At 67.5% G+C, this 19138-nt stretch carries 17 protein-coding genes; 9 read left to right on the top strand and 8 right to left on the bottom strand.

Annotation, left to right across the window (positions count from 1 at the left end):
• Positions 1–237: 237 nt before the first annotated feature.
• From AC07X5_RS14520 to AC07X5_RS14510, 3 genes are read left to right on the top strand one after another with little or no spacing between them, the layout of a single operon-like run.
• Positions 238–723, top strand: coding sequence for a YajQ family cyclic di-GMP-binding protein (locus tag AC07X5_RS14520; protein ID WP_492229708.1), 486 nt, complete (start codon positions 238–240; stop codon positions 721–723).
• A gap of 22 nt (positions 724–745) precedes the next feature.
• The gene (locus AC07X5_RS14515) at positions 746–1399 is read left to right on the top strand and encodes a retropepsin-like aspartic protease family protein (protein ID WP_409960783.1); all 654 of its coding nucleotides are present in this window, start codon (positions 746–748) and stop codon (positions 1397–1399) included.
• 17 nt (positions 1400–1416) lie between these two features.
• Positions 1417–2448, top strand: coding sequence for an HD-GYP domain-containing protein (locus AC07X5_RS14510; RefSeq protein WP_494770731.1), 1032 nt, complete (start codon positions 1417–1419; stop codon positions 2446–2448).
• Positions 2449–2493: 45 nt separating this feature from the next.
• Here AC07X5_RS14510 and plsY read toward each other — a convergent pair whose 3' ends face one another.
• The 3 genes from plsY to AC07X5_RS14495 are packed head-to-tail and all read right to left on the bottom strand — an operon-like array spanning position 2494 to position 4653.
• The gene (gene plsY, locus AC07X5_RS14505; protein ID WP_494770730.1) at positions 2494–3153 is read right to left on the bottom strand and encodes a glycerol-3-phosphate 1-O-acyltransferase PlsY; all 660 of its coding nucleotides are present in this window, start codon (positions 3151–3153) and stop codon (positions 2494–2496) included.
• 46 nt (positions 3154–3199) lie between these two features.
• Complete coding sequence (locus AC07X5_RS14500; RefSeq protein WP_184860942.1) at positions 3200–3691, bottom strand: aminoacyl-tRNA deacylase; 492 nt, start codon at positions 3689–3691, stop codon at positions 3200–3202.
• A 20-nt stretch (positions 3692–3711) separates the two neighbouring features.
• Entirely contained in the window at positions 3712–4653 is a 942-nt protein-coding gene (locus tag AC07X5_RS14495) for a LysR family transcriptional regulator (RefSeq protein ID WP_494770729.1), read from the bottom strand.
• Positions 4654–4850: 197 nt separating this feature from the next.
• Between AC07X5_RS14495 and AC07X5_RS14490 the strand changes: the two genes are divergently transcribed.
• Positions 4851–5819: a Bug family tripartite tricarboxylate transporter substrate binding protein gene (locus tag AC07X5_RS14490; protein ID WP_494770728.1), complete on the top strand. Its 969-nt coding sequence runs from the start codon at positions 4851–4853 to the stop codon at positions 5817–5819.
• Between the two features lie 22 nt (positions 5820–5841).
• A complete protein-coding gene (locus tag AC07X5_RS14485) occupies positions 5842–7269 on the top strand; it encodes a M20 family metallopeptidase (RefSeq protein ID WP_494770955.1) in 1428 nt (475 codons plus the stop codon).
• Between the two features lie 33 nt (positions 7270–7302).
• Here AC07X5_RS14485 and AC07X5_RS14480 read toward each other — a convergent pair whose 3' ends face one another.
• From AC07X5_RS14480 to AC07X5_RS14465, 4 genes are read right to left on the bottom strand one after another with little or no spacing between them, the layout of a single operon-like run.
• Positions 7303–8364 carry an aldo/keto reductase gene (locus AC07X5_RS14480; RefSeq protein WP_494770727.1) on the bottom strand — a complete coding sequence of 354 codons (1062 nt, stop codon included), beginning with the start codon at positions 8362–8364 and terminating at the stop codon, positions 7303–7305.
• A 56-nt stretch (positions 8365–8420) separates the two neighbouring features.
• Complete coding sequence (locus AC07X5_RS14475; protein WP_494770726.1) at positions 8421–9641, bottom strand: dienelactone hydrolase family protein; 1221 nt, start codon at positions 9639–9641, stop codon at positions 8421–8423.
• Positions 9642–9675: 34 nt separating this feature from the next.
• Positions 9676–11211 (bottom strand): flavin-containing monooxygenase, encoded by a 1536-nt coding sequence (locus AC07X5_RS14470; protein WP_494770725.1) that lies wholly within the window; start codon positions 11209–11211, stop codon positions 9676–9678.
• Positions 11212–11221: 10 nt separating this feature from the next.
• Positions 11222–12022, bottom strand: coding sequence for an SDR family oxidoreductase (locus tag AC07X5_RS14465; RefSeq protein WP_494770724.1), 801 nt, complete (start codon positions 12020–12022; stop codon positions 11222–11224).
• Positions 12023–12271: 249 nt separating this feature from the next.
• Between AC07X5_RS14465 and AC07X5_RS14460 the strand changes: the two genes are divergently transcribed.
• Positions 12272–13321, top strand: coding sequence for an AraC family transcriptional regulator (locus AC07X5_RS14460; protein ID WP_494770723.1), 1050 nt, complete (start codon positions 12272–12274; stop codon positions 13319–13321).
• Between the two features lie 152 nt (positions 13322–13473).
• On the opposite strand, the gene AC07X5_RS14455 is transcribed toward AC07X5_RS14460, so the two are convergent.
• The gene (locus tag AC07X5_RS14455) at positions 13474–14196 is read right to left on the bottom strand and encodes a LuxR family transcriptional regulator (protein ID WP_494770722.1); all 723 of its coding nucleotides are present in this window, start codon (positions 14194–14196) and stop codon (positions 13474–13476) included.
• 26 nt (positions 14197–14222) lie between these two features.
• On the opposite strand from AC07X5_RS14455, the gene AC07X5_RS14450 reads away from it, so the two are divergent.
• The 3 genes from AC07X5_RS14450 (at position 14223) to AC07X5_RS14440 (ending at position 19116) form a co-directional block, all read left to right on the top strand.
• Complete coding sequence (locus AC07X5_RS14450) at positions 14223–14627, top strand: DUF4902 domain-containing protein (RefSeq protein WP_494770721.1); 405 nt, start codon at positions 14223–14225, stop codon at positions 14625–14627.
• Positions 14628–14773: 146 nt separating this feature from the next.
• The gene (locus tag AC07X5_RS14445) at positions 14774–15355 is read left to right on the top strand and encodes an acyl-homoserine-lactone synthase (RefSeq protein WP_494770720.1); all 582 of its coding nucleotides are present in this window, start codon (positions 14774–14776) and stop codon (positions 15353–15355) included.
• Between the two features lie 161 nt (positions 15356–15516).
• Positions 15517–19116, top strand: a complete 3600-nt coding sequence (locus tag AC07X5_RS14440) for a hypothetical protein (protein ID WP_494770719.1) — start codon at positions 15517–15519, stop codon at positions 19114–19116.
• Positions 19117–19138: the final 22 nt, after the last annotated feature.

Raw genomic sequence — 19138 nt, 5'->3', positions numbered from 1 at the left:
CGATTGTCGCACCCGCGCATTAAGACGACACTGAACAAGTCCCTCGCGCGCCGCGCGGCCCGCTTTGGGCGGTCTGCTCCGCAAGCAAATGCTCGCCATAGCACTGGCTATGGCTGCGCTTTGCGCCTGGCAGCCCATCCCAAATCAGGGCACGCGCCATCGCGAAGACTTATTCAGTGTCGCCTTGGAGCGCTGGGGCGAAACCCGTATTCCCCAGATAGACAGAGAGCCACCACCATGCCATCTTTTGATACCGTCTGCGAAGCCAACCTGGTCGAAGTGAAGAACGGCGTAGAAAACACCGCCAAGGAAATCGGCACCCGCTTCGATTTCAAGGGCACTTCCGCCAGCATCGAGATCAAGGACAAGGAGATCACGCTGATCGGCGACGCCGACTTCCAGCTCACCCAGATCGAGGACGTGCTGCGCAACAAGCTCACCAAGCGCAATGTGGACGTGCGCTTCCTGGACATGGGCGATGTGCAGAAGATGGGCGGCGACAAGGTCAAGCAGGTCATCAAGGTGAAAAACGGCATCGAGAGCGAGCTGGCCAAGAAGATCCAGAAGCTCCTGAAGGAAAGCAAGCTCAAGGTGCAGGCCGCCATCCAGGAGGACAAGGTGCGCGTGACCGGCGCCAAGCGCGACGACCTGCAGGCCGCGATGGCCCTGATCCGCAAGGACGTGACCGACACGCCACTGTCGTTCGACAACTTCCGCGACTGAGCCAACGCGGACCCGCCCCCCCATGCAAACCTCTCGCCTGGCGATCCCGCTGGCCCTGGCCGCAGCCATGGCCCTTGCGCTGCCGGCATGGGCTGCCGGCCAGTCCATCGCCCTGGCCGGCGTGCTGGGCAGCAAGGCGCTGCTGGTGGTCGATGGCAGCGCGCCGCGCGCCGTGGGGCCGGGCGAGACGCACCAGGGCGTGAAGGTGCTGACCGTCAGCAAGGACGAGGCCACGGTGGAAGTCCAGGGCACCCGGCGCTTGCTGCGCCTGGGTGAATCCCCGGTGGCCCTGGGCTCCAGCGGCAGCGGCAAGCGCATCACCCTGACGGCAGACAGCCGGGGGCACTTCACCAACACCGGCTCCATCAATGGCAAGCCCATGACCTACATGGTGGACACCGGTGCGACCGTGGTCGCCATCGGCAAGCCCGCGGCCGACCGCATGGGCCTCAAGCCCGAAGACAGCCAGAAGGTGCTCATGAGCACGGCCAACGGTGTGGCCCAGGGCTGGAGGGTGCGCCTGGACTCCGTGCGCGTGGGCGATGTGGAGGTGCTGGGCGTGGATGCCGTCATCATGTCCACCGACATGCCGTATGTGCTGCTGGGCAACAGCTTCCTCGGAGCGTTCCAGATGACCCGCATCAACGACAAGATGGTGCTGGAAAAGCGCCACTGAACCGTCGCACCCCTGCCATGAACGCCACCACCCCGCTGCCCAACAACAGCCCCCACGAGGGCGAGTACGAAGACTTGCTGGGCCTGTGGTCGGACCTGGAGTCGGCCCTGTCGGTGCTGCTCTCCAAACCGCTGCAGGTGCAGGATTTTCCGGGCAAGGTGCGCGCCTTCGACCTGTGGCTGCAGGACCTGGTGGCGCACGACATCGATGCGGCGCTGTACCTCATGTTCCAGCTCGCCGCCACTTCGTCGGTGGGCTACAGCGCAGCGCACGCGCTGGTCTGCGGCACCCTGTGCCACATCATGGCGCAGGACCTGCGCCTGGTGCCCAGCGAGCGCGACAGCCTGGTGCGCGCGGCATTGACCATGAACATCGGCATGACCGCGCTGCAGGACGAGCTGGCCGAGCAGCGCGAGCGCCCCACCAGCGCGCAGCAGGAGGCCATCCGCAGCCACCCCGAGGAGAGCCAGGCCCTGCTGGAGCGCCTGTTCGTGAGCGACAAGCTGTGGCTTGACGTCGTGGGCCAGCACCACACCAACATGGCCGACCAGGTGCCCCTGGCCCAGCAGAACCCCGAAGACCGCCTGACGCGCATCCTGGGCACCATCGACCGCTACGCGGCCATGATCAGCCCGCGCAAATCGCGCGCCGGGCGCAGCGCCACCGATTCGGTGCGTGCCATCGTGGGCCAGGAGGTGGACCAGCGTGACGAGGTGAGCTACACGCTCGTGCGCTCCATCGGCCTGTGCCCGCCCGGCACCTTCGTGCGGCTGGACAACGGCGAAGTCGCGATTGTGCTGCGCCGCAGCGAAAAGGCCAACTACCCGCTGGTGGCCAGCCTGCTCGACCCGGTGGGCCAGCAGCAGAACCTGCCCAACCTGTACCAGACGGCCAGCGGCAAGCCACGCATCCAGTCGGCCGTGGCACGCTCGGCCGTGAAGGTGGAGCTCAACCACCGCACCATGGTGCGCCTGGGCCTGTATGCGGCGCAGCGCATCTCGAGCATGCGCTCGCTCATCACCGCGCCTGCTGCGCTGGGCGCCCGATAGCCCCCTTTGTCCCCACAGCACGGGGGAAATGCAGAAGGACCCAGCTCAGCCCTTCGCGCCCTTGGTCACCTTGGCGGCCTTGCTGCTGCCCAGGCGCGATTCCTTGCCCTCAAGCAGGCGCTTGATGTTCTCCTTGTGGCGCCAGGCCAGCAGCAGGCCCATCACCACGATGGCGGCGGCAATGCGGTTGTCGGCATTCCAGACCACGCCATCGGCCAGCAGGTAGTACATGGGCGCGAAGAGCGCGGCCGCCAGCGAGGCCAGCGAGGAGTAGCGAAAGAAGAAGGCGACGATCACCCAGGTGACCGCCGTGGCCAGGCCCAGCCAGCCGCTCACGCCCAGCAGCACGCCCAGCGCCGTGGCCACGCCCTTGCCGCCCTCGAAGCGGAAGAACACCGGCCACAGGTGCCCCAGGAAGGCCGCCAGCCCCACCAGGGCCATGGTGCCCTCCTCCAGGCCATAGGGCTTGCCGAACCAGGCCACCAGCGCCACGGGCAGCCAGCCCTTCACGGCATCGAGCAGCAGCGTGACGATGGCCGCCACCTTGCTGCCCGAGCGCAGCACATTGGTGGCCCCCGGGTTCTTGCTGCCGTAGGTGCGCGGGTCGCGCATGCCCATGGCGCGCGTCACGATCACGGCAAACGACAGTGAGCCGAGCAGATACGCAGCCACGGTGGCAATCAGGGGGTACAACACGGCGTTCAAGACAGTTCCTTTGGATGGGTCGGGTACTTGCAGGTACCCAGGCCCGCTATTCTGCCAGCGCGCAGTGCACCGTCTGGGCACCCAGCAGCTGCACACACACCTGCGGGTCGATCTGCACCAGAAAGCCGCGCCGCCCACCGTTGATGGCGATGCGCGGCAACTCGAGGATGCTGCCCTCGATGTACACCGGCATCTCGCGCCGCGTGCCGAAGGGAGAGGTGCCGCCCACCAGGTAGCCGCTGTGGCGGTTGGCGACCTCGGGCGCGCAGGGCTCCACCGACTTGGCACCGATCTGGCGCGCCAGGTTCTTGGTGGAGACCTTGCGGTTGCCGTGCATCAGCACGATCAGGGGCTTGGCATTCTGGTCCTGCATCACCAGGGTCTTGACCACCGTGAAGGGGTCCAGCCCCAGCACCTCGGCGCTGTGCAGGGCGCCGCCATGCTCCAGGTACTCATACGGGTGCTCGGTGAAGGCCACCTTGCGCGCCTTGAGCAGCTGGGTGGCAGGGGTTTCGGAGACGTGTTCTTTCTTGGCCATGGCGCAGCGATGGTACCCATTCACAGGCTCGCATGCTTGCGCCGCCCCACCTTGCGCTTGCCGTACTGTTCGATGGCGGCCACCAGCACCCCGGTGAATTCCTGCACCAGCGGCGGTTGCAGGCGCCCATCGAGCGCCAGCACCTGCAGGCGGCGCTGCTGCAGCTGCACGTCCTCAAACGGGCGGGCTGCAAGCACACCCTCTTCGACCCAGCGCGCGGCCGTGAGGTAGCTGGCCAGCGCCACATCACGCGGGCCCAGCAGCGGGAGCAGGGCCGAGGAAAAATTGCTCACCACCGCAGGCGTGTAGCGCAGGCCCTGCAGCGTGCACGACAGGTCGAACAACTGGCGCCCGGTGATGCCGGCCGTGCCCAGCAGCAACGGGTAGCGCACCACGTCAGCCACGCTCACCATGCGCTGCTGTGCCAGCGGATGGCCGGCCACGGTGATCGCGAACACCGGGGCGATGGCCGAGTGCAGCACCGCAAGGCCCTTCTCGGGCGCCACGCTGTACTTGAGGGCCAGGTCCGCATCGCCACGCTGGACCTGCACCGACACCTCCTCGGGCACGCCCACGTGCAATTGCAGCTCCACCTCGGGGTGCATTTCGCGGAACTGCGCCATCACCAGGGGCATGAAGCCGGCTGCAAACCCTTCCGTGCAGGCCAGCCGCACGCGCCGCGCCTCCTGCTCGGCCAGGCCCTGCAGTTGCTCCACCAGTTGCGCGGACTCCTGCGCATGCGCACCCGCATGGGCGAGCAGGCGTTCACCCGCCGTCGTCAGGCGCATGCCGCGCGTCTGCCGTTCGAACAGCGCCACGCCCAGCGAGTCCTCCAGCTTGGCCAACTGGCGGCTGACCGCCGACGCCGCCACATGCAGGCGCTGCGCGGCCTGGTTGACCGAACCGGTGCGCGCCACCTCCAGGAAGTAGCGCAGGGGCAGGCTCAGCAGGGACAGGGGCATGGGTCGGCTTTCGTATTGCCTTTCAGGCAATACCTTGGTGCTTATTCTCTATCGATAGCAATGGTAAACCAGCATCGATCTTGCGTGCATCGAGGCTCCAATCAACCCATCGCCCTGCCGCAGCCACCTTGTGCTGCGCAGCCCGGCGCCCTAGCCTGGAGCCCCCAATGAAACAACGTCTTCGAGTCCCCCTGCTGATGGCTACCCTTGCCACCGCCTGCGGCCTGGCCCATGCGCAGAGCGCCACCGCCGCCAAGGACGCCTGGCCCGACCCCGGCCAGAGAGTGCGCCTGGTTGTACCCTTCCCGCCTGGCGGCGGTACCGACGCCGTGGCCCGCGCCCTGGGCCAGAAGCTCGGTACCCGCCTGGGCACGCCCGTGGTGGTGGACAACAAGCCCGGCGCCTCCACCATCATCGGCACCGAGGCCGTGGTGCGCGCCAAGGCCGACGGCTACACGCTGCTGGTCTCGGGCTCCACCAGCTACTCGGTCAACCCCGCACTGCGCGCCAAGCTGCCCTACGACCCGGCCACCGACCTGGTGCCCGTGGCCACCGTGGCGCGTGCGCCGCTGGTCATGGTGGTCAGTGCCAATGCGCCGTACAAGGACCTCAACGCCCTGATCGCCGCCGCCAAGGCCGCGCCCAAGACCATCCACTACGCGACCTTCGGCTCGGGCTCGGGTCCGCACCTGGCCGGTGCGCTGCTGGAGCAGGCCGCCGGCATCCAGCTGCAGGACGTGCCGTACCGGGGCAGCAGCCAGTCGCTGATGGCGCTGATCGGCGGCGAGATCCAGCTGGGCATCGACACCGTGGCGGCAGCCGCCCCGCAGATCCGCGCCGGCAAGCTGCGCGCACTTGCCATCGCGGGCAAGGCGCGTTCGACCATGCTGCCCGGCGTGCCCACGGTCGAGGAGCTCAAGCTGCCCGCCGCCGCCTTCGACGCCTGGTATGCGATTGCCGCACCGGCGCGCACACCGCAGCCCGTGATCCGCCGGCTGGTGACCGAGGTCGAGGCCATCACGCGCGACCCCGCGATCCAGGAGCAGATGCGCGCCCAGGGCATGGAGCCCGTGCACCTGGGCCCCGTGGCCACGCGGGCCGTGATCGACGAGGAAATAGTGCGCTACCGCGCCCTGGCCCACCGCGCCAAGATCATTGTGGAGTGACAACGACATGACAACGACGACGATGAACCGAGAGCAACTGCTCGCCAGCGTGCACCAGCACTTCGATGCAGGCCGCTTCGAGGCCGACCTGCGCCGCCGCGTGGCCTGGCGCACCGAGAGCGATACCGGCCAGCCCGGCGCGCCCGCCCTGCGCCAGTACCTGGCCGACGAGATCGTGCCCGGCCTCGAACCCCTGGGCTTTGCCTGCGAGGTGCTGGACAACACTGACGCGCGCGGCGGCCCGGTGCTGCTGGCGCGTCGTGTGGAATCGCCCGAGCTGCCCACGGTGCTGACCTACGGCCACGGCGACGTTGTCAACGGCCAGGACGCCAACTGGCGCGAAGGCCTCTCGCCCTGGGAATTGAAGATCGAGGGTGACCGCTGGTACGGCCGCGGCACGGCCGACAACAAGGGCCAGCACACGGTGGTGCTCACGGCCCTGGCGCAGACCATCGCCGCGCGCCATGGGCGCCTGGGCTACAACGTGACCCTGCTCATGGAGATGGGCGAGGAAGCCGGCTCGCCGGGCCTGGCCGCATTCTGCCAGCAGCAGCGCGAGGCCCTGCGCGCCGACCTCTTCATCGCCAGCGACGGCCCGCGCGTGAATGCGGCGCGGCCCACGCTGTTTTTGGGCTCGCGCGGCGCCATCAATTTCTCGCTCAAGGTGAACAGCCGGCCTCGGGCCTACCACTCGGGCAACTGGGGCGGCGTGCTGTCCAACCCGGCCACGGTGCTGGCCCATGCGGTGGCCAGCATGGTTGACGCGCATGGCCGCATGCGGGTGCCCGGCCTGCTGCCCCCGCCCCTCCCGGAAAAGCTGCGCACCGCCATGAAGGACGTGGTGATCGGCGGCAGCGCCGACGACCCGGCCCTGACCCCGGGCTGGGGCGAGCCCGGCCTGACACCGGGCGAGCAGTTGGTGGGCTGGAACACCCTGGAGGTGCTGGCCCTGGGCGCTGGCTCACCCGCGCGGCCCGTCAACGCCATCCCGTCGGGCGCCGTGGCGCACTGCCAGTTGCGCTTCGTGGTCGGCACGGACTGGCGCAACCTGAAGGACATCGTGCGCGCCCACCTCGATGCGCACGGCTTTGCCGAGGTGGAGATCGAACTGGGCATGCAGTGCGGCGCCACGCGCCTGGACCTGCACAACCCCTGGGTGGACTGGGCGCTGGCCTCCATGCAGCACAGCGCGGGCGCGCCCGCCACCTTGCTGCCCAACCTGGCAGGCTCGCTGCCCAACGACATCTTTGCCGACGACCTGCACCTGCCCACACTGTGGGTGCCCCACTCCTACCCGGCCTGCGCCCAGCACGCGCCCAACGAGCACCTGCTGGCCAGCGTGGCCCGCGAAGGCCTGGCCGTGATGGCCGGCCTGTTCTGGGACTTGGGCGAGCCCGCGGGCGTGCCGTGGAAGGAAGGCGCGCTGGCCGCCGAGGCCAGCGCCGCCTGAAGATGTGGTGACGGCCGGGCCGTCACCTGGCCGTCACAGCGCCGGGTCGCGCAGTTCCTGGCGGATCGCGTCGATGGCCTTCAGCACTTCAGGGGACAGCGTCGTTCCCCAGGCGTTCAGGTCTTCTTCGAGCTGCGCCACCGAGGTCACGCCGATGATGGTGCTGGCCACCTGCCACTTGGTGTAGCAGAAGGCCAAGGCCAGTTGCGCGGGGGTGAGCCCGTTGGCACGCGCCAGCGCGTTGTAGCGGCGCGCGGCCTCCAGCGCCTCGGGGCGGCCCCAGCGCTGCTTGCGCACCGATTCGTAGGACGAAATGCGCGCGCCCTTGGGGGCGTCGGGGCCGGTGGTGCCGCTCTCGTCGTACTTGCCGGTCAGCAGACCGAAGGCCAGGGGCGAATAGGCCAGCAACGACACGTTCAGGCGGTGGCAGGTCTCGTCCAGCCCGTTTTCCCAGGTGCGGTTGACCAGGCAGTAGGGGTTCTGCACCGTGGCCACGCGCGGCAGGCCATGCTGCTCGGCCAGGCGCACGAATTCGTGCACGCCATAGGGCGTCTCGTTCGACAGGCCGATATAGCGCACCTTGCCGGCCTTGACCAGGCCGGAGAGCGCCTCCAGCTGCGCGTGGATAGGCGTCTCCGAGGTCTCCTTGGCCGGGTCGTAGTACATGCCGCCGAAGGCCGGCACATGGCGCTCGGGCCAGTGGATCTGGTAGAGGTCGATCACATCGGTCTGCAGGCGGCGCAGGCTGCCCTCGCACGACGCCACGATGTCGGCAGGGGTCATGCCCTTGCCTTCGCGCACCCAGGGCATGCCGCGCGACGGGCCTGCCACCTTGGTGGCCAGCACCAGCTTCTCGCGCGCACCGGGGTTCTTGGCGAACCAGTTGCCGATGATGGTCTCGGTGGCGCCGAAGGTCTCGGCCTTGGCGGGCACGGCGTACATCTCGGCGGTATCGATGAAGTTCACGCCCCGGGCCAGGGACCGGCTCAGGATGTCGTGGGAATCGGATGCATTGACCTGTTCACCAAAGGTCATGGTGCCCAGGCAAATGGGGGTGACGTGCAGATCGCTCTGACCGAGCTGGATGGTTTTCATGCGGACTCCGTTGGCAAGCCGCGCAGTTTACGGGTTGCCGGCCAAGTCTGCAGGCGTCACTGTGTCATCAGCCCGTTCGACGGCAGCGTCTCGTCGAGCAGCTTGCGCGCCGTCTCCACCCCCGCCACCGGCAGGCCCTTGGGGTCGAGCAGCCCCACCTGCACCAGCACGCTGGCCTGGTCCCAGTAGATGTGCTCGTGATAGAGCTTGTCGCCGCGGAACTTGACCACCGCCAGCAGCGGTATCTCCACGCGCCGGCCCGTAGGCGCCACGCCGGGCAGCATCCAGGGGATCTCGGTGGTGTGGGTGAAACTGAACAGCATCTCGTCGACCACCTGCGTGGCCCCTACCGTGCGCGAGATGGGGGTCAGGCTGGTGTCGGGCGGGTTGCTGTTGACGAAATGGCGGGTGTAGAAGTCATGCAGGTGCTGGTAGCCCACCCCGCCCGTCATGGTGGGGATGTGGTTCACATAGGGCTCGGCCACCATGGTGGACATGGTGGCGTCCACATCGCGCGTGGCGAACTCGTATTCGCAGTGCTTGTCCCACAGGGTCGACAGGTCGTAGTGCGGGCCCATGGCGCGCCGCAGCGCGGCCACGCTGCGCTGGTGCGCCATCAGGGCCGAGGGCTTGTGGAAATGGTCGCCGCCCGCGCGTGCAAACGCATGGTCGGTGCCGGGGTAGACGTACAGCTCCACGTTCTGCCGGCCCGAAAGCGCCTGCACGATGGCTTCGCGCGCGGGCGGTGGGCAGAAGCCGTCGAGCTCGGCGATGTGCAGCACCAGGCGGCACTGGATGTCTGCGGCCTCGGCCAGCGCGGCCTCGATGCCCACGCCGTAGTAGCCCACGGCCACGTCGGCATCGGTGCGGCAGGCCGCCAGGTAGGCCAGCTTGCCGCCCAGGCAAAAGCCCAGCACCCCCACCTTGCCGCCCTGTCCCCGGACTTCGGGCCGCCCGCGCAGAGCCGTTATCGCGGCTTGCAGATCGTCCACTCCCTTGGCCTCGTCAAAGCCCTGGTAGAGCGCAAACGCGCGCGGCATGTCGTTGGCGGCATCGAGTTCGACCTCGGGCTGCTGGCGCCAGAACAGGTCGGGCACCAGCACCACATAGCCCTCTTCGGCGTAATAGTCGGCCACGTCGCGCATGGTGGCGTTGACGCCGAAGATCTCCTGCGCAAGCACCAGCCCCGGGCCGCTGCCGCAGGCAGGGGTGGCGAGGTAGGCGCGAAAGCGGCCGCCGCCATCGGCGGCGTCGAGCGTGGTCCATTGTCCTGGCATGGTCGGGTTCCTTGTGTCTATGGGAGGGGTGGATTCAGGAGGCTGCGGCACCGGAGGTGGCCTGGGGCGTGGCCGCAACGGCGGGCGCAGCCGCATGCCGCGCCAGCAACTGGCGCGTTACCACGGCATAGTCGGCCGGGTCCACCGGCCCCAGCCATTGCTTGAGGCGGGTGAGCACGCCCAGCGGCAGTTCCATGTCCTGCAGCAGCTCGTCGATGTTGTGCACCGAGAACGGGATGATGTTGGTGCCCTTGGAGTGCTTGCCGTCGGTGCGCTCCTCCATCCAGGCCAGGCGCCGGTCGATCAGCGCGTTCATGCCCTCCTGCGGCGGCAGTTGCAGCCCACCGCGCAGCAGGTTGGCAAGCCACAGCGCGCCGATCTCGCAGTTGAGCTGGCTGAAGAACGAGGAGTTGTAGCCGTTGAACGCCAGGCGGGGCATACCCACCGGCAGGATGGAACGGTACAGCCGGAAGTTGCTGCGGGCATCGGTCACGCGCTGCAGCACGCTGGCGTCGAAGAACGGCACCTGCTGCTGCCAGCCCGTGCCGCAGACCACCAGGTCGGCGGGCACCGTCTCGCCAGTGCTCAGCACGGCCTGGCCGGGCTGCAGCGTGCGGATGCTCACGCCCTTGCGCACGCCCAACTGGCCGGCCGCCACCTTCTCGTAGAAGCCGTCGGTCACCAGGCTCACGGTGCTGCGGGCAATGGTCTCCAGCGGGGTGCCCGGGTGCAGGCCGATCTCGCGCAGCTTGAGCTGGCGCGTGACCACCGACTCCACGCTGCCCAGCATGGAGTTGCGGACCGGCAGGCCCGCACCGTGCAGGAATTTCTCGAAGCCCTTGGGTTCGATGTACTTGAACAGCGCCTCGCCCATGCGCGTGAGCAGCAGGAACTTGAAGTTCAGCACGTTCATGAACTTCTTGGGGATCTTCCAGATCAGCTGGCGTGCCAGCACCGTGGTGCTCGCGCTGTCGGCCGCAATGGCATTGGCCACGTCGCACGAAGACTTGCCGTAGCCCACCACCAGCACATGCTTGCCGCGCGCTTCATTCGCGTCGTTGAACTGGCTGGTGTGGCACACGCGCCCGCCCGCCGCCTCGAAGGCATCGGCGCCGGGGTACTGCGGCACGGCCGGCTCGCTGAAGATGCCGTTGCACACCACCAGATAGTCGAAACGGTGCGCCTCGGCCGGCAGCCCGGCTGTCGCCCGCCGGGCTTTCACGGTCCACACCCCGGCCTCTTCGTCCAGCACCGCGCTCTCCACCGTGGTGGACATGCGCAGGTGCGGAATCAGCCCGAAATGCTCGGCGTACGCATGCAGGTAAGCCTGCACCTGCTGGCCCGATGGCCACTCGGGGTAATGCGCCGGCATGGGAAAGTCCGACAGCGCATAGGTGGTGCGGGGGTTCTGCGTGGTCAGGCCCGGGTAGCGGCGCGAGGCGGCCCAGACACCGCCCACGTCGGGCTCCTTCTCGAACACCGTCACCTCGAAGCCGAAGGCGCGCAGCACCTTGGCCGTGGACAGGCCGGCAAAGCCGGCACCGATGATGCCTACGGATCGGATGGTCATGGTAGCTCCTTTACGACATGAGCTGGGGGATGGCGGGGGTGTAGGACTCGGGGCCCATGGCCGAGTAGCCGCCGTCGCAGGCATAGTCGGCACCGGTCACGAAGCTGGCCAGGTCCGAGCACAGGAACAGCACCACATTGGCCACCTCGGCCGGGTCGCCCACGCGGCGCAGCAGGTGGAAGGGCGCGGCCACGCGGTCGGTCTTGGCACGGTCGCCGCCGGTGAGCTGGTCCATGATGGCCGACCAGGTCCAGCCGGGCGAGACACTGTTCACGCGCACGCCCTCGCCCGCCAGGTCCATGGCCATGCTGCGCGTGAGCTGCACCATGGCCGCCTTGCCCACCGGGTAGAGCCAGCGCCCCGTCTGCGCCACGCCCGAGGAGATGCTGGTGAAATTGACCACGGCCCCGCCACCCGCACGCTGGAAGTGCGGGCGCACGGCCTTGAGCACCATCACCGCGCTGACCAGGTTGACGTTGAGCGAGGCCAGCCAATCCTCCCGCGGCGACGCGATCCCGTCGTCGAGGTACGAGCAGGCCAGGTTCACCAGGTAGTTCACCCCGCCATGGCGTTCGGCGGCCAGGTCCACGCAGGCGGCCACCTGGGCGTCATCGGTGATGTCGGTGCGGCTGAACAGCACCCCATCCCCCAGCCCGTCAGCCAGGGCCTGCCCTGCTTCGGCATTGATGTCGGCCACCACCACCTTCACCCCAGCCTGGTGCAGTGCACGCACCACCCCGGCGCCGATGAGCGTGGCGCCCCCGGTCACGATCGCGCTCTTGCCGCGCATGCCTTCGAATCCCTGGACCATGCTGACTCCTGTGCTGACTGAAACATGTTGCGGCGCAGCAGCGGTAACACACCGTCACACCCGCCCCGGTGCGCCCGGGTGCTAACGCTCTTGCAAAGCATCCGGGGCATGCACAAGAATAGGAAAGCTGCTCGCGCATCCGCATCCCGAAAGCGCAGGGCGTATCCCGCAAACGCATGTTTTCGCGCCCCTGCCGTGGCGTGCTTCGTGCTTGCTCCAGAAGAAACTACACCCCACCGGCCGAACCGCATGCCCACCGCCCAGCAGAGCAGCAGCACCGCGCACCCGCTACCGCTGGCGCACTACCGCCTGTTCGACAGCCATGACCTGGACGAGGCGCGCGAGTTCGTGGGCCGGGTGTTCTGCCCGCACGAGCTGGCCACGCTGCACCCGGGCGCACAGCTCGATGCCTGCCATCACAGCGTGCCCCTGCACCGCGACGCCAGCCTGAACTACGTGCAGTACGGCCCGGCGGTGCGCATCGAGCCCGGCCACCTCGCGGGCTTCTACCTGCTGCAGATACCACTGCGCGGGGGTGCCAGCGTGCGCTGCGGCGGCCAGGCGGTGGAGTCGCATGCGCTCATGGCGTCCCTGCCCTCGCCCACCGAGCCGCTGTCCATGCGCTGGCACGAGGACAGCCCGCAGTTCATCGTCAAGATCGAGCGCGAGGCCCTGCAGGCGCGCCTGTCGGCCCTGCTGCAGGCGCCCGTGCAGCAGCCGCTGGTGTTCGGGCTGGGGGTGGACCTGGCCAACCCCGCCCTCATGGGCATGGCCAGCTTCATTGCCTACCTGCGCTCGGCGGTCGAGACCAATGCCGTCCTTCTGAGCCACCCGGTGCTGGCCGAGCAGGCCGAAAGCCACCTGCTCACCAGCCTGCTGCTGTCCACGCAGCACAATTACTCCACAGCGCTGGCAGCGGGAACGGCCCTGCCGGGCAGCGCACCCGTGGTGCTGCCACGTGTGGTCAAACGGGCGCAAGAGTTCATGCACAGCCAGCTGGAGCTGCCCCTCACACTGGCCGATGTGTGCGCGCACGTGGGCGTCAGCGCCCGCTCGCTGCAGCAGACGTTCGCCCAGTGCACGGGCAGGAGCCCCATGGCCTTCCTGCGCGAGCTGCGGCTCGATGCGGTGCACGCGGCGCTGCTGCAGCCCGCCCCGTCAGAACGCGCCCCGCAGGTCTCGGACATTGCGGCGCGCTATGGGTTCTTTCACCTGGGGCACTTTGCCGAGAGCTACCGAAAGCGCTTTGGCGAAACCCCGTCCGAGACCCGGCAGGGCAGCGGCCTGCCCCGCCACTGACGCCCCCCCCGAAGCACCCGCAAACCTTCCCAGCCTATCAGGCCCGGGCCGCGAGGCGTCCTATCACTCTTGGGAGTGCATACCCCACGGGAACCTGCCCACAATGGCCGGGCGAACCGGCACTTCACCGCCAGGGCGGGCCCCGGGGAAGTTCAGTTCACCAGCCCCATCGCGACCCCCACCGCAATGGCCTGGGTCTTGTTGGCCACGTTGAACTTGCGCACCATATTGTTCAGATGAAACACCGCTGTTGCTTCAGAGATCTGCAGGATCATCCCCACTTCGGCCGCTGTCTTGCCCTTGGCCGTCCAGGCCAGGCACTCCCGCTCGCGGGCTGTGAGCTTCGGGTCGACCTTGCTCAGCAGTCCGGGAACGATGAGCCGGTTCATGACGAAATGGGCGCAGCTTGCCAGCACCAGGGCACAGGCCATGACATGCTCGAGCACCCCGGTGTCCGGGTCCATCGGCTGGTCGCGCGCGAGGCTGAACATGCTCTTGTTCCCCGCGAAGTCATGCACCGGGATGCTCATGCCAAAGCCTATTCCATGGGCCCTGGAATCCTCCCAGAGGTCGCGGCTCTGCGCCGGGTACATGGCTTCGGACCAGACCAGGGGCGTGGCCAGCCTCTTGCAGTGGCTTACCGTCGGATCCTTCCATGCGTACTCCTTGTCCGCGTAGATACGCCGCCAAGCCAGCGGATAGCCGCTGCTCACGTGCTGCACGGGCTTGAGCAAGGGGCGAGACACCTCGATGCCCAGCATGAAATGGTCAAAACCCAGCGCAGTGGCCGACTTGCGGACCACGTCCAGAAGCGACTGCTCCGAGTCTGCAGCCATGACGGCCGCGACGTCTTCCAGGGATGGCGTTGTTGACATAGAAGCTCCAAGCGAAAGAGGATGCTATGACCAACCATTCGTCGGGCTCAAGAAATTTTTGGCATCTGCTGCGAGAGCCCCTTCTCCCGCCGCAAGCGCCCCAGGTCCACTCCAGGGACGGCTACCTGCGGCTGTGTGCGAGCGAACTGGCATCGCTCGATTGGGTGTTGGCACATTTCATCGAAGACACGCGCATGGACTGGATGCGCTGCGGCGCTGCCGAATGGAGTTCCGTCAAGGACGGCCAGGTGCTCTCGCTGGGATGGGACTGGTTCCAGGTGGGGAGCCAGGGGGCCTGCATCGATCTCCCCGCCGGGATCCGGACCAATATCCAGATCAGGGACCGGCAAGGCTACGACCTGCCCCTGCCCGCTTCGCAAAGGCACCTGCTGGGCGCCATTTCCCGGATCCCGTGGCACCCGGCGCCTTGAACCTGGCAAGGGCCTGCCGCCCCTGCAACATGCGCCGCCCCTCCGATTTTTGATAGTACCGTCCAGCGCCTTGTGTTGGTGAAATCCCCCCACGCCAACGACGAGGGGAAATCGTGCATTTCGTTCAGACCCACCGACTGCAAAGCATGTCGCCCGCAGATGCAGAGGGCATGTTCAGGCTGCGCTACGACACCTTCCACACCCGCCTGGGCTGGGATGTCTCCACCGACGATGGCATGGAGCGCGATGCCTTCGATGCCACGTCGGCCGTCTACATCCTGGGCAAGACGCCGGACCACCGGGTGGACGCATGCTGGCGCCTGCTGCCCACCGTGGGCCCCTACATGCTCAAGGACACCTTTCCCGAGCTCCTGCACGGCCAGCCGGCGCCCCAGGCACTCGATGTCTGGGAAATGAGCCGGTTCGCCCTTGCAACGGAACGGATTGCTACCAGCGCAGAAGGCTTCGGGCCGCTTTCCGTCTCGCTGATGGCCGAGGCTGCGCGGTTTGCGATGGCACACGGCATCAGCCGCTATGTGACCGTGACCACCCTGGCCATCGAGCGCCTGCTCAAGCGGCAGGGGGTGCACATCCACCGCCTCGGACCACCGGTGCGCATCGGCATCGCGATGACGGTCGCATGCGTCGTCGAGGTGGATGACACCACGCTGCAGGCCGTCAACGTCGAACGCCCGCTCGCCAGGCAACCATCACCCGCGCTGTCCTGAGCCGCTAAACCAGGGCACGGCAGGCCACGCCCGGCAGCCCTCTTGCGTACGCCACCGAGCGCGAAGCGCGCGCTCCCCCCTCCCCTTGCACTGCAGGCCGAAACCGCCGCATCCAGAGACAGGCCGGCCTGCCCACCACCGCACCACCAGGAGCACGCACCATGTCCGAAACCCCGAAACCGCTGACCCCCGCCATCGCAGCCAGCCTCCCCTCCTTCGCCACCCAGTCCGGCGGACAGGGTGGGCCACAGCTGAATACCGAGACCAAGTTCATGCAGCAGTACCGCATCGCCGCTGCCGCGCACGGCGGCGGCGACATCGTTGCGCTGCGCAATGGCCGTGGCCAGGTCGAGACGTTCACCGTAGGGACCGACGGCACCGTCTGGAATTTCTACCCCGACACCAACAGCGACACGGGCTACAGCAGCGTCAGCACCGGCCTGGCGGCCAGGTGGGTGGTGGCAGGGCTCAATGCCGCCGGCAAGATCGTGCTGTTCGCCGCCAACAACCTGGTGCTGAACTATGTGGTCGAAACCGGCCAGGCGGGCGCGGCCCGATGGGGCCGCGTGATGACGGCACAGCTGGCACAGCCATCGACCGCCATCGCCATCTCCGGCCTGTACGCGCAGCAGATCGGCGGGCGCCTGTACGTGGCCGCGCTCACCAGGTTCAAGAGCGCCAGTCCGGGCAATGCGTATGCGCTGGCCTATGCCCTCTGGGACGACCAGCCTGGCGCGTTCACCTCCACCACGGTCAACCTGTCCACGCTGAACTGCGTGTGGTCCGGCTCGGCGGCATCGACTGCCGAATTCACCGTGCTCGACACGGTGTACCTCGGATTCAACGTGGCGACACAGACCATACGGCGCTATCCGTTTGCCGCCACGTTCAAGTCCCTGGCGGTGACAACCAGCCTGGACGGCACCGGCAACAACCAGTATTTCGCCATTCTTGCCGATGGCAACCTGTACCAGATGGTGGGCTCTACCACTTTCAGCTGGGCCCAGGTCACGCAGGGCATGGGCTACCGGGACGTGCAAAGCGCACTGTCGAACACGCATGAGGTCCAGCTGTTCACGCTGGACACCGGCGGGCGCCTGTTCCACTTCCAGCCCAGCCAGGCCACCGGCAGGGGCTGGACGGACCCCATGGTCATCGACTCGGGCGTGGCCCTGATGGGCGTGGCGCAGCAGAACCAGGGCAACCTCGAAGTCTTTACCGTGGGCACGGCACAGGCCACCCTGCGCCACCTGATCAACCAGCAGCAAAGCGGCAACTGGCAGATCACCCCCCTGGAGGTGCCGACGTCAGGGCAGGTGGAAGAGTTCATCTCGTATTCGACCGACATCATGGTGTACGACGCCGTGGGCGCGCCCATGCCCAACGCCCCGATCCAGGTGTGGGCCGCGACGCAGACGCAGATCGTCGTCAACGGCGCCTCCTACACCATCGACGCCAGCACACCTGCCAATCTCACCTGCGCCAGCTCGGGAACGCTGAGCATCACCCAGGGCACCGGCATCCTTGGCATTCCAGCCCTGCAGATCAACATCGTCAGCCAGATGCCCGCCGGCCAAGGCATTGCGCTGGAGCAGTATGCCGGCGTCCAGCAGCGCCTGGAGGACGTCACCGGCACCGAGCTGATGAACGCCAGAACGGCCGACGGTAGCTACCTGCTGCAGGAGCAGTACCGGACCGCCGAGCAGACGGACAGCCTGGCCACCGCATTCAACCAGTGCATGGCCCTGGCCGGCAACCCGCAAGTGGCACGCACCACGGGCCACGCCATGCTGGGTCCAGCCCCCAAGCGCGGTGTCGGCTGCGTCGCCAGCGACGCGACACACCTGCTCAACCGCATCACGGCACCCGCGCAAGGCACCCACTGGCAACTGGACTTTCGCAGCGGCCAGCCGCAGTACCGCGAACTGAGCGCCACCGAGGCCCACCAGTTGCTGCTGGAAAAGCGGGCGTCCCACGTGGCGGCAGGCCAGTCGGTGGGCGGTTTCTTCGACTGGATCGGCAGCATCGGCGACTTCGTGAGCGGTGTGGTGGACGGCATCATCACCGTGGTCGACACGGTCATCACCACCATCGGCAATGCCGTCAATGCAGCCATCTCGTTCGTGGTGAATGGGGTCACCTACCTGTTCGAGACGGTGGTCGAGTTCATCGAGCAGGCCTTCGATCTGGTCGAGGTGTTCTTCGCCCAGGTGAAGGTGGTCTTCACCCAAATCTTCGAGTGGCTCGGGTTCATCTTCTCCTGGTCCGACATCCTGCGCACGCATGAAGCGCTGTCGTACACCATGGCCCAGTTCCTGGGCTTCCTGCCGGGTGCCGTGGCCGGCATCCAGAGCCTGTTCGACGAAGGCATCGCCACGGCACGCAGCGAGTTGGCCGCAGTATTCGACCAGTTGGTGGCCAGCGTGGGGGGCACGGCATCGCTCGGGGGCTACACCAACAGCCAGACGCCGTCCGAACCGGTCTACTCGTCGGGCAATGCCAACAACCTCGTGCTCAACGCTACGCTGGAGAACTCGTCGGCATCGAGCCAGGTCAATACCGTGCTGCCGCCCAACGCCAGCCCCTGGGACATCCTCACCCAGCAGATACAGGCGTGGACCACCTCCGTCCAGGACGACCCTGCCTTCACCGCGGCCCTGGGCTACATGCAGAACCTGGGCGGCAACCCCGACCAGATCTTCTCGCAGCTGCTGTCAGCGCTGCTGCGCGTGGTGCAGGGCCTGGCCAATGCCATGCTCGCCGGAGTCCAGGCCATCGTCGACGGGCTGCTGCAGCTGGTGCAAAGCTTCCTGACCACCCTGCAGCAGGAATTCACAGCCGAGTGGAACATTCCCTTCGTCACCCAGTTCTATGCCTGGCTGACGAATGGCTCTGCCCTCTCGCTGGCCGACCTGTCCTCCCTGATCCTGGCGATTCCATCGACCATCATCTACAAGGCCATGTACGGCGCGGCGCCCTTCCCCGACCAGGGCAGCGTGGACCAGTTCAAGGCCTCGTTCAGCGCGCAGACCATGCTGGCCAATTCCGGCCTGGCCCAGGGCACACCGGCCGGAAATAAGAAAGCCGCCGTCGAGGCCCCGGTCCCTGCCGTCCCCCTGTCAGCCGGGGCGCTGAATGCGGCGCAGGTACTGCTCGGGGTGTCCGCCACCGTATCGAGCTTCGCCTATGGTTTCCTGTCGGCCGGCATGGACCTCAAACCCACCACCGGTGCCGGCGCCGTCGACCCGCTGGTCAAGGTGCTGACCAAGTTCGCGCTGGGCACGGAGATCTACGCCCAGGCAGCGTACTGCCCATGGATCTACAGCGCAGGCGGCCCCAACTGCTCCACGGCCGATGGCGCCGGCAAGTGGGTCTGGATCTACACCTGCCTGGGGGTGGTGCTCGATTGCGGCTTTGCGGTGTACGAAGGGGCCTTCCCTGAGAACGACGACACCGTCCCCGGCCTGGTAGTGGCCACCCTGTACGGTGCCGGGCATGTCATCGTCACCGGCATCACCTTCAGCGAACTGAGCGGCCTCTCGCGGGCCGCCAACATCGTCCAGTGCGTTCCCGAGGTGTGCAAGCTGCTCAAGCTGCCGACCATCGAGACCGCCACATCGGGCATCTCGCTGGTCGTGGTTGCCGCAGCAGACGCGCTGTGCATCACCGCCGCCGGCGTGATCTCTTTCGCCGACCTGCTCGCATCCTCCAACGCATCTCCAAGCCCCATTGCCGGAGCGGTTCCAGCCCTGCTGGGTTGATCGCCCAGCACATCCGCACCGC

The organism is Acidovorax sp. GW458-11-26-14-TSB4 (assembly GCF_059423865.1).
Note: the sequence above shows the minus strand (reverse complement) of the source record. Positions and strands in the feature narration are given on the sequence as shown.